Annotated in this window: 9 protein-coding genes and 1 rRNA gene; all 10 read left to right on the top strand. The window is 70.7% G+C overall.

What is annotated here, in order from left to right; genetic code table 11:
- Nucleotides 1-93 (top strand): 5S ribosomal RNA (gene rrf / locus ACIQCH_RS14435); the annotation flags it as partial.
- Nucleotides 94-222: 129 nt separating this feature from the next.
- Nucleotides 223-813 (top strand): CDP-alcohol phosphatidyltransferase family protein, encoded by a 591-nt coding sequence (locus ACIQCH_RS14430; RefSeq protein WP_030199995.1) that lies wholly within the window; start codon nt 223-225, stop codon nt 811-813.
- A 96-nt stretch (nt 814-909) separates the two neighbouring features.
- Entirely contained in the window at nt 910-3,408 is a 2,499-nt protein-coding gene (locus ACIQCH_RS14425; RefSeq protein WP_402580996.1) for a sugar phosphate nucleotidyltransferase, read from the top strand.
- Between the two features lie 108 nt (nt 3,409-3,516).
- Nucleotides 3,517-4,410, top strand: a complete 894-nt coding sequence (locus tag ACIQCH_RS14420; protein ID WP_402580995.1) for a DUF881 domain-containing protein — start codon at nt 3,517-3,519, stop codon at nt 4,408-4,410.
- Nucleotides 4,407-4,739, top strand: coding sequence for a small basic family protein (locus ACIQCH_RS14415; protein WP_003970459.1), 333 nt, complete (start codon nt 4,407-4,409; stop codon nt 4,737-4,739). The genes ACIQCH_RS14420 and ACIQCH_RS14415 overlap by 4 nt, the downstream gene beginning before the upstream one ends.
- A gap of 5 nt (nt 4,740-4,744) precedes the next feature.
- Nucleotides 4,745-5,740: a DUF881 domain-containing protein gene (locus ACIQCH_RS14410; protein WP_402580994.1), complete on the top strand. Its 996-nt coding sequence runs from the start codon at nt 4,745-4,747 to the stop codon at nt 5,738-5,740.
- Between the two features lie 85 nt (nt 5,741-5,825).
- Entirely contained in the window at nt 5,826-6,764 is a 939-nt protein-coding gene (locus ACIQCH_RS14405) for an FHA domain-containing protein (RefSeq protein ID WP_402581002.1), read from the top strand.
- Nucleotides 6,765-6,837: 73 nt separating this feature from the next.
- Entirely contained in the window at nt 6,838-7,605 is a 768-nt protein-coding gene (locus ACIQCH_RS14400) for a MerR family transcriptional regulator (RefSeq protein ID WP_402580993.1), read from the top strand.
- An 85-nt stretch (nt 7,606-7,690) separates the two neighbouring features.
- Nucleotides 7,691-8,164 (top strand): bifunctional nuclease family protein, encoded by a 474-nt coding sequence (locus tag ACIQCH_RS14395; protein ID WP_030200008.1) that lies wholly within the window; start codon nt 7,691-7,693, stop codon nt 8,162-8,164.
- Nucleotides 8,165-8,405: 241 nt separating this feature from the next.
- The gene (locus ACIQCH_RS14390) at nt 8,406-9,044 is read left to right on the top strand and encodes a MerR family transcriptional regulator (protein ID WP_402580992.1); all 639 of its coding nucleotides are present in this window, start codon (nt 8,406-8,408) and stop codon (nt 9,042-9,044) included.
- The last annotated feature ends 46 nt before the right edge of the window (nt 9,045-9,090 follow it).

Here is a 9,090-nt window from a genome sequence, read left to right as displayed (position 1 = left end):
ACGCCCGGTTACATTCCGAACCCGGAAGCTAAGCCTTTCAGCGCCGATGGTACTGCAGGGGGGACCCTGTGGGAGAGTAGGACGCCGCCGAACAATCATTGTGGGAAAGCCCCGCACCAGGAACGAAAGTTCCAGGTGCGGGGCTTTCCTGCGTTCTGGGCCCCGACGTTCTCCTGTAGGGTCAGGAGGCATCGTTCATACGTTTCCCATGGAGGCCCCCGGGTGGAGGTCCAGGAGACCCGGGTCCAGACGGACCGAGTCCTCACCATTCCGAACATCCTGAGCATGGCGCGTCTCGTCGGCGTGCCCCTGTTCCTCTGGCTCATCCTGACGGAGCAGGACGGCTGGGCGCTCTTCGTGCTCGCCCTCAGCGGAGTGAGTGACTACCTCGACGGAAAGCTCGCCCGACGGTGGAACCAGATCAGCAACCTAGGAAGGTTGCTGGATCCCGCCGCGGACCGGCTCTACATCGTTTCCACGCTCATCGGCCTCACCTGGCGGGAGATCCTGCCGCTGTGGCTCACGCTCGCACTCTTCGCACGCGAGCTGATGCTCGCCGTGATGGTGCTCATCCTCCGCAGGCACGGCTATCCGCCGCCCCAGGTGAACTTCCTCGGGAAGGCAGCTACCTTCAACTTGATGTATGCCTTCCCGTTGCTGCTCTTGAGTGACGGCAGCGGATGGCTCGCGTGGACAGCCTCAGTTTTCGGATGGGCGTTCGCAGGATGGGGTACAACCCTCTACTGGTGGGCAGGGATCCTTTACGTGGTTCAGGTCCGCCGCCTGGTCAAGGCGGACGCCGCGGCCGATTGAGCCCGCCTCGGAGTTCCAGTGGAACCCGTGGGGCTGTCCGTCCGGGTGGGGTGTGATCGGCGGGACCGTCGTCTCATCAAGGAGGACCCTTCCGACATGAAGGCCGTCGTGATGGCCGGTGGCGAGGGCACACGCCTTCGCCCCATGACCTCGAGCATGCCCAAGCCGCTCCTGCCCGTGGCCAACAGGCCGATCATGGAGCACGTACTGAGGCTGCTCAAGCGCCACGGGCTCACTGAGACCGTCGTGACCGTCCAGTTCCTCGCCTCGCTCGTCAAGAATTACTTCGGCGACGGCGAGGAGCTCGGAATGGAGCTCACGTACGCCCACGAGGAGAAGCCGCTCGGCACCGCCGGGAGCGTGAAGAACGCCGAGGAAGCGCTGAAGGACGACGCTTTCCTGGTGATTTCCGGCGATGCCCTCACCGATTTCGACCTGACGGACCTCATCCGCTTCCACAAGGAAAAGGGCGCGCTGGTCACGGTGTGCCTCACGCGGGTGCCCAACCCCCTGGAATTCGGCATCACGATCGTCGACGAAGAGGGACAGGTCGAGCGGTTCCTGGAGAAGCCGACGTGGGGGCAGGTGTTCTCGGACACCGTCAACACCGGCATCTACGTGATGGAGCCCGAGGTCTTCGACTACGTCGACCCCGACGTGTCCGTCGACTGGTCCGGAGACGTCTTCCCCCAGCTCATGAAGGAAGGCCGGCCCATCTACGGCTACATCGCCGAGGGCTACTGGGAGGACGTCGGCACCCACGAGAGCTACGTGAAGGCCCAGGCCGACGTCCTGGAGGGGCGCGTCGAGGTCGAGATGGACGGCTTCGAGATCTCCCCGGGCGTGTGGATCGCCGAAGGCGCCGAGGTCCACCCCGACGCCGTGCTCCGCGGCCCGCTCTACATCGGCGACTACGCCAAGGTCGAGGCCGGCGCAGAGGTCCGCGAGCACACCGTCGTCGGCTCCAACGTGGTCGTCAAGAGCGGCGCGTTCCTGCACAAGACCGTGGTGCACGACAACGTGTACATCGGTCCGCACAGCAACCTCCGCGGCTGCGTGATCGGCAAGAACACCGACATCATGCGGGCCGCCCGCATCGAGGACGGCGCCGTCATCGGCGACGAGTGCCTGATCGGTGAGGAATCGATCGTTCAGGGCAACGTGCGGGTCTACCCCTTCAAGACCGTCGAGGCCGGCGCGTTCGTCAACACCTCGGTCATCTGGGAGTCCCGGGGCCAGGCGCACCTGTTCGGCGCCCGCGGAGTCTCCGGGATCATCAACGTCGAGATCACCCCGGAGCTCGCGGTCCGGCTCGCCGGCGCGTACGCGACCACCCTCAAGAAGGGCGCCACCGTCACCACGGCCCGCGACCACTCCCGCGGCGCCCGCGCGCTCAAACGCGCGGTGATCTCCGCGCTCCAGGCCAGCGCCATCGACGTGCGCGACCTGGAGAACGTACCGCTGCCCGTGGCCCGGCAGCAGACCGCCCGCGGCAGCGCCGGCGGCATCATGATCCGCACCACCCCGGGGGTGCCGGACTCCGTCGACATCATGTTCTTCGACGAGCGGGGCGCGGACCTCTCCGCGGGCGGCCAGCGCAAGCTCGACCGCGTGTACGCGCGCCAGGAGTACCGGCGGGCCTTCCCGGGCGAGATCGGCGACCTGCAGTTCCCGTCCAGCGTCTTCGACTCGTACACCGGCTCGCTGCTGCGCGGGGTGGACACCACGGGGATCGCCGAATCGAACCTGAAGGTCGTCGTCGACGCCTCCAACGGCAGCGCCGGCCTCGTCCTGCCCAGCCTGCTCGGCAGGCTCGGCGTCGACGCCCTCACCATCAACCCGGGCCTGGACGAGTCCCGGCCGACCGAGACCGCCGAGTCACGGCGGTCCGGGCTGGTCAGGCTCGGCGAGATCGTCGCGTCCGCGCGGGCGGCGTTCGGGGTCCGGTTCGACCCCGTCGGCGAGCGGATCTCGCTCGTGGACGAGCGCGGCCGGATCATCGAGGACGACCGGGCGCTGCTGGTGATGCTGGACCTGGTGGCCGCCGAGCGGCGCAGCGGCAGGGTCGCCCTGCCGGTGACCACGACCCGGATCGCCGAGCAGGTGGCGGCGTACCACGGTACCCAGGTCGAGTGGACCACCACCTCGCCGGACGACCTCACCAGGGTCGGGCGGGCCGAGACGACGATCTTCGGTGGTGACGGGAAGGGCGGTCTGATCGTCCCGGAGTTCAGCAGCGTCTTCGACGGCGCGGCCGCGTTCGTCCGGCTGATCGGGCTGGTCGCCCGTACCCAGCTCACCCTGAGCCAGATCGACGCCCGCATACCGCGAGCCCATGTCCTCAAGAGGGACCTGGCCACCCCGTGGGCGGTCAAGGGCCTGGTCATGCGCCGGGTCGTGGAGGCGGCAGGGGAGCGGGCCGTGGACACCACGGACGGCGTGCGGGTGGTGGAGGCCGACGGTCGGTGGGCGCTGGTGCTGCCGGACCCTGCCGAGGCCGTCACGCACCTGTGGGCCGAGGGCCCCGACGACGGATCGGCGCAGGCCCTGCTCGACGAGTGGACCGCGGTCGTGGAGGGCGCCGGACGCGACTGAGCCCCCGTACCCCCTACGGGGCGGGCCCCCGAGGGGCCGGGCCGGTGCACCCGCACCGTTCCGGCGCCTCGGGGGCCCATTCGGCGTAGGCCCGCGCGACGTGCGACGATGTGCCGCATGTCGCAGCCGCCCACCAACCGGAGCACGGCCCCCCGGCCCGCGCGTCCGGACGCCTCCATGTCGCTGCTGACGCACGTGATGGACCACAGCCTCGACGAGGGGTACGCCGAGGCGACCGCCCGGCGCGCCGAGGGCGGGACCGGCCTGCCGAGGACCCTGAAGGCGAAGCTCGGCCTGGCCGGCGGGCTCGTGCTCGCGGCGATGGTCGTCACCCTGGGGGCGGCCCAGGCCCGGATATCGGCCCCCGTGATCGCGAAGGAGCGCGAGGAGCTCATCAGCCGCGTCGAGCGGGCCACGGCCACGGCCGACGGCCTGGAGAACGACATCGAGCGGCTGCGGTCGGACGTCGCCGGTCGCCAGCGCCAGGCGCTCAAGGAGCACGGCGGCGACCAGGCCGACCTGGTGGCCCTGCTGTCGGGCGCCACGGAGGTGCACGGTCCCGGGCTGAAGCTGACGGTGGACGACGCCAAGGGCGCCTCGGACACCGCGGGGGGCGGGCCGCGCGAGAGCGCCGGGTTCTCCGACACCGGGCGCGTGCGCGACCGGGACATGCAGCGGATCGTCAACGGGCTGTGGCAGTCCGGTGCGGAGGCGGTGTCGATCAACGGGCAGCGGCTGACGGCACTCTCGGCCATCCGGGCCGCCGGTGACGCGATACTGGTCGACAACCGGCCGCTGGTGCCGCCGTACGAGGTGCTCGCGGTGGGGGACAGGAACCGGCTGAGCACGGACTTCCAGGACAGCGCCGACGGCCAGTACCTGCACGTGCTCCAGGAGAACTACGGCATCCGCTACAGCGTCTCCAAGGAGGGCGACGTACGGCTGCCGGCCGCGTCGAGCCTGATCGTTCGTACAGCAGAACCGAAGAAGGGTGCATCGTGATCGCGGTACTGGGCCTCGTGGTGGGAGTGGTGGTCGGACTTCTCGTCCGGCCCGAGGTGCCGGCCGTGGTCGAGCCCTATCTCCCCATCGCCGTCGTGGCGGCCCTCGACGCGGTGTTCGGCGGTCTGCGGGCGATGCTGGACGGGATCTTCGTCGACAAGGTCTTCGTGGTGTCGTTCCTGTCGAACGTCGTCGTGGCCGCGCTGATCGTCTTCCTCGGCGACAAGCTGGGCGTCGGCGCCCAACTGTCCACGGGCGTCGTGGTCGTCCTCGGCATCCGCATCTTCTCCAACGCGGCGGCCATCCGCCGGCACGTGTTCCGGGCGTGAGGCCGATGAGTACGCACAATCCCACTCCCGGCGACGAGCCGACGGGCGAGGGCGCCGCGCAGCCCGGGCCGCAGCCCCAGGACCGGCCGGAGCGGCCGGAGCGTCCTGAGCCGGCGTCGGCCCCGGGGGCCGCGCCCGAGCCGGGACCCGGCGCCGGGCCGCAGGCCCGTGACGCGGCCGGGCCGCAGGACGGACCGGAGGCCCGGGACGCCGCCGGCCCGCAGGACGGGCACCAGGACCGTGCGGGCGCCGCGCCGCAGGCCCCGGTCGAGGGCGGGCCGGAGCTCACCGGCCGGGCCCGGCTGGCGGCCGGCCTGTGGCCGCCGCGGATCACCCGTGCCCAACTCGTCGTCGCCCTGCTCCTGTTCGTCCTCGGCCTCGGTCTCGCGATCCAGGTACGGTCCAACAGCGAGTCGAGCGCGCTGCGCGGCGCCCGCCAGGAGGACCTCGTCCGGATCCTCGACGAGCTCGACGGCCGCACCAAGCGGCTGCAGGACGAGAAGCAGCGCCTGGAGGACCAGCGCAAGGAGCTGGAGAACAGCTCCGACCAGGCCGAGGAGGCCCGCAAGCAGACCGTCGAGAAGGAGCGCCAACTCGGCATCCTCGCGGGTACGGTCGCGGCCCAGGGGCCCGGCATCACGCTGCGGGTCGGGGACCCCAAGCAGCTCGTCGAGCCCGACATGCTGCTGGACGCGATCCAGGAGCTGCGTGCGGCCGGGGCGGAGGCGATCCAGGTGAACGGCGTCCGCGTGGTCGCCCATACGTACTTCTCGGAAGCGGAGGGTGGTGTCGCCGTCGACGGTAAGAAGATCACACAGCCCTACGAGTTCAAGGTGATCGGCAGGCCGCAGGACCTGGAGCCCGCGCTCAACATCCCCGGTGGCGTGATCCAGACACTGGAGAAGGAGCAGGCCACCGCGACGGTGGTGCGGTCGCCGAAGATCGTCGTCGACGCCTTGCGGGCAGCGAAGCAGCCTGACTACGCTCGGTCGTCATCGTGATGAGGTGGGGTGCTGTGTGGAGCGGCTCACGTGGGCGGATGCTTGCGGGGGGTCGACGCACCGAACGAGCGGTGCGTGGTGGAAACTGTCCGGTGGGTGCGGACGTTGTGAGAATGTCCGGGTCGGCAGGTGTGTGCGTTCAGGGTTCGTCCTGCCCCACGGGCGGGTCTGTTTCGGTCAAGGGGAATCGCCCGTGAAGTTGTTTGAGAAGTTGTTCGGCAAGAAGGCACGCGAGGACAGCGGTGCCAAGCACCGGGCCGCTCGGCCCGGTGATGCGGAGGAGCAGGGCGGTCGCCCGCTGTTCCGCGACGAGGTCGCGGGCCCCGGTGACACTGCGGGCGCCCCCGGCGCGTCGTCCGTTGACCCGGCCGGGTCGGGACGCATAGGTTTCGGTGAAGCGTCAACCTCAAGTGCGGGTGGAGGGTTTGCCCCCGATCCGTACGCCACTCAAACCCATGCCTCCGCGGGTCAGCCGCGGCGCGAGGAGCCGTCCATGTTGGTGTGCGGCAGGTGCGGGCACCGCAATGGCGAGGACAGCCGTTTCTGCTCGAACTGCGGTGCGCCGCTGCGGCCGGGCCTGACGCCGGAGCGCGCGTCGGAGACCACGTCGACGATCTCCATCTCGGGTCTGGAGGCCTACGAGGCGGAGGTGACCGGTCAGCCCACCGCGCCGTCGCTCTCGCCCGAGGCGCAGGCCGCGGTGGAGGCCCTGCCCCCGGGCTCGGCGCTCCTGATCGTCCGGCGCGGACCGAACTCGGGCAGCCGCTTCCTCCTGGACGGCGAGCTGACGACGGCGGGCCGGCACCCGCAGAGCGACATCTTCCTGGACGACGTCACCGTCTCCCGGCGGCATGTCGAGTTCCGGCGGAGCCCGGAGGGCGGCTTCACGGTCGCCGACGTCGGCAGCCTCAACGGCACGTACGTCAACCGGGAGCCGATCGACTCGGTCGCGCTCAACAACGGCGACGAGGTGCAGATCGGCAAGTACCGGCTGGTCTTCTACGCGTCCCAGCGAGGCATCTGACCGCCCCCAGGCTCAGCCTGGGGGGACCCCCACCCCCGGACCGCTGGTCCGGGGGTATCCCCAGGGAAGGTCCATGCTGCGTACACCGACGGGCGGTGCCGGAAACGGCACCGCCGGCTCGGTCGGGCGGCTGGTGAGCATCGGGACGGTGCTCAACCTGCTGCGCGACGAGTTCCCCGAAGTGACCATCTCCAAGATCCGCTTCCTGGAGGCGGAAGGGCTCGTCGAGCCCCACCGCACGCCCTCCGGCTACCGCAAGTTCAGCCCGCAGGACGTGGAGCGGCTGGCCCGCGTGCTGCGGCTGCAGCGCGACCACTACCTGCCCCTGAAGGTGATCCGCGAGCAGCTGGACGCCCTGGACCGGGGCGAGCAGGTGCGGATCCCGGCCCCCTCTCCGCAGGGGGACACGGTCGTCGACTCGGTCCTGGACCCGGTGCTCGGCGTCGTCGACGGCGGTGCCGACCGGCCCACGGTGGCCCGGGTCGGGCGGTCCGAGCTGCTGGCCGCCGCCGAGGTGGACGAGGTGCAGCTCGCGGAGTGGGAGTCGTACGGCCTGATCGCGGAGGCGGAGGGCGGCGGCTACGACGTCGAGGCGGTCACGGTGGCCCGCCTCGTCGCCGATCTCGGCCGGTTCGGCCTGGAGCCGCGGCACCTGAGGGCCATGAAGGCCGCCGCCGACCGCGAGGCGGGGCTGGTCGAACAGGTCGTCGCACCGCTGCGGCGGCACCGCAACCCGCAGACAAGGGCCCACGCCGAGGCGACCGTACGGGAGCTCGCGGGGCTTTCCGTACGCCTGCACGAGGCGCTCGTGCGCACGGCGCTCGGGGTGCGGCCGAACTGACCGCGGCCCGCGCCGCGGGGCGGGCCGGGCAGGTTCGGGGGAGCCCGACTACCCAAACCCGTCCGCCAGGTCCTAGGGTTGCTGTGTGAACGAGCTCGACGTTGTGGGTGTCCGGGTGGAAATGCCCTCCAACCAGCCGATCGTGCTCCTGCGCGAGGTGGGAGGCGACCGGTACCTTCCCATCTGGATCGGTCCCGGCGAGGCGACCGCGATCGCCTTCGCCCAGCAGGGGATGGCCCCTGCCCGGCCGCTGACCCACGACCTGTTCAAGGACGTGCTGGAGGCACTGGGCGAGGAGCTCAGCGAGGTGCGGATCACCGACCTGCGCGAGGGCGTCTTCTACGCGGAGCTCGTCTTCGCCAGCGGCGTGGAGGTCAGCGCCCGTCCCTCGGACGCGATAGCGCTCGCGCTGCGCACCGGGACGCCGATCTACGGCAGTGACGGCGTGCTGGACGACGCGGGCATCGCGATCCCGGACGAGCAGGAGGACGAGGTGGAGAAGTTCCGCGAGTTCCTCGACCAGATCTCGCCCGAGGACTTCGGCACCGGCAGTCAGTGAGGCGCGGGGCGTCGGTACGCTCCGTGCCGTCTGCCCCGTATTGTCCGTCCGGTTTCGACCGGTCCGGCTCGGCCCGTTCCCCGATGGTTTCCCAAGGCATTCGAGTAGCCTTTCCCCGCGAAGGGGTACGGGAAACCACTCTCAGGGTGATTATCACTCGGCGTGCCGAGTGTGGCGATCGTTGACGCACCCCGGGTGACTGCCTACCGTCGAGATGGCAGGTCAAGGACGGAGGGTCGGCGTGAGAACGAGCGGCGACGGTACGACCGGGGGCATCCCCGCGCGTAGTCCGGGGGAGAGCGGGCCGTACCCGCTCCACGGTGGTGTGATCGGTGCCGCCCGGCGGCAGCCGGAGCCCGCCGGTACGCCCGGCGCAGGGCCTTCCGAGGAGATCGGCTACCGGGGACCCACGGCCTGTGCCGCGGCCGGCATCACGTACCGGCAGCTCGACTACTGGGCCCGGACCGGGCTGGTGGAGCCGAGCGTGCGGCCCGCCTACGGCTCGGGCACCCAGCGCCTGTACAGCTTCCGCGACGTCGTCGTCCTGAAGATCGTCAAGCGCTTCCTGGACACCGGTGTGGCGCTGCAGAACATCCGTACGGCCGTCCAGCACCTGCGGGACCGGGGCTTCTCCGACCTGGAGCGGATGACGCTCATGAGCGACGGGGCCACGGTGTACGAGTGCACCTCCCCGGACGAGGTCGTGGACCTGCTCCAGGGCGGGCAGGGCATCTTCGGCATCGCCGTGGGCGTGGTGTGGCGGGACGTGGAGCACGCCCTGTCGCAACTGCACGGCGAGCGCGTGGACACCGGCGAGACGCTGGTCGGCCACAACCCGACCGACGAGCTGGCGCGGCGCCGCAACAGCAGGGCGGTCTGAGGGCGCCGCGGCGGGGGAGCGCCCCCGCCGCGCGAGAACCGGTTCG

The organism is Streptomyces sp. NPDC093225, assembly GCF_044753805.1.
Taxonomy (GTDB): Bacteria; Actinomycetota; Actinomycetes; order Streptomycetales; family Streptomycetaceae; genus Streptomyces.
Note: the sequence above shows the minus strand (reverse complement) of the source record. Positions and strands in the feature narration are given on the sequence as shown.

Excerpts from the sequence above, each read along its gene's own strand:
- ACIQCH_RS14425 (WP_402580996.1), top strand. The coding sequence starts at position 910 with ATGAAGGCCGTCGTGATGGCCGGTGGCGAGGGCACACGCCTTCGCCCC.
- ACIQCH_RS14420 (WP_402580995.1), top strand. The coding sequence starts at position 3,517 with ATGTGCCGCATGTCGCAGCCGCCCACCAACCGGAGCACGGCCCCCCGG.
- ACIQCH_RS14410 (WP_402580994.1), top strand. The coding sequence starts at position 4,745 with ATGAGTACGCACAATCCCACTCCCGGCGACGAGCCGACGGGCGAGGGC.
- ACIQCH_RS14400 (WP_402580993.1), top strand. The coding sequence starts at position 6,838 with ATGCTGCGTACACCGACGGGCGGTGCCGGAAACGGCACCGCCGGCTCG.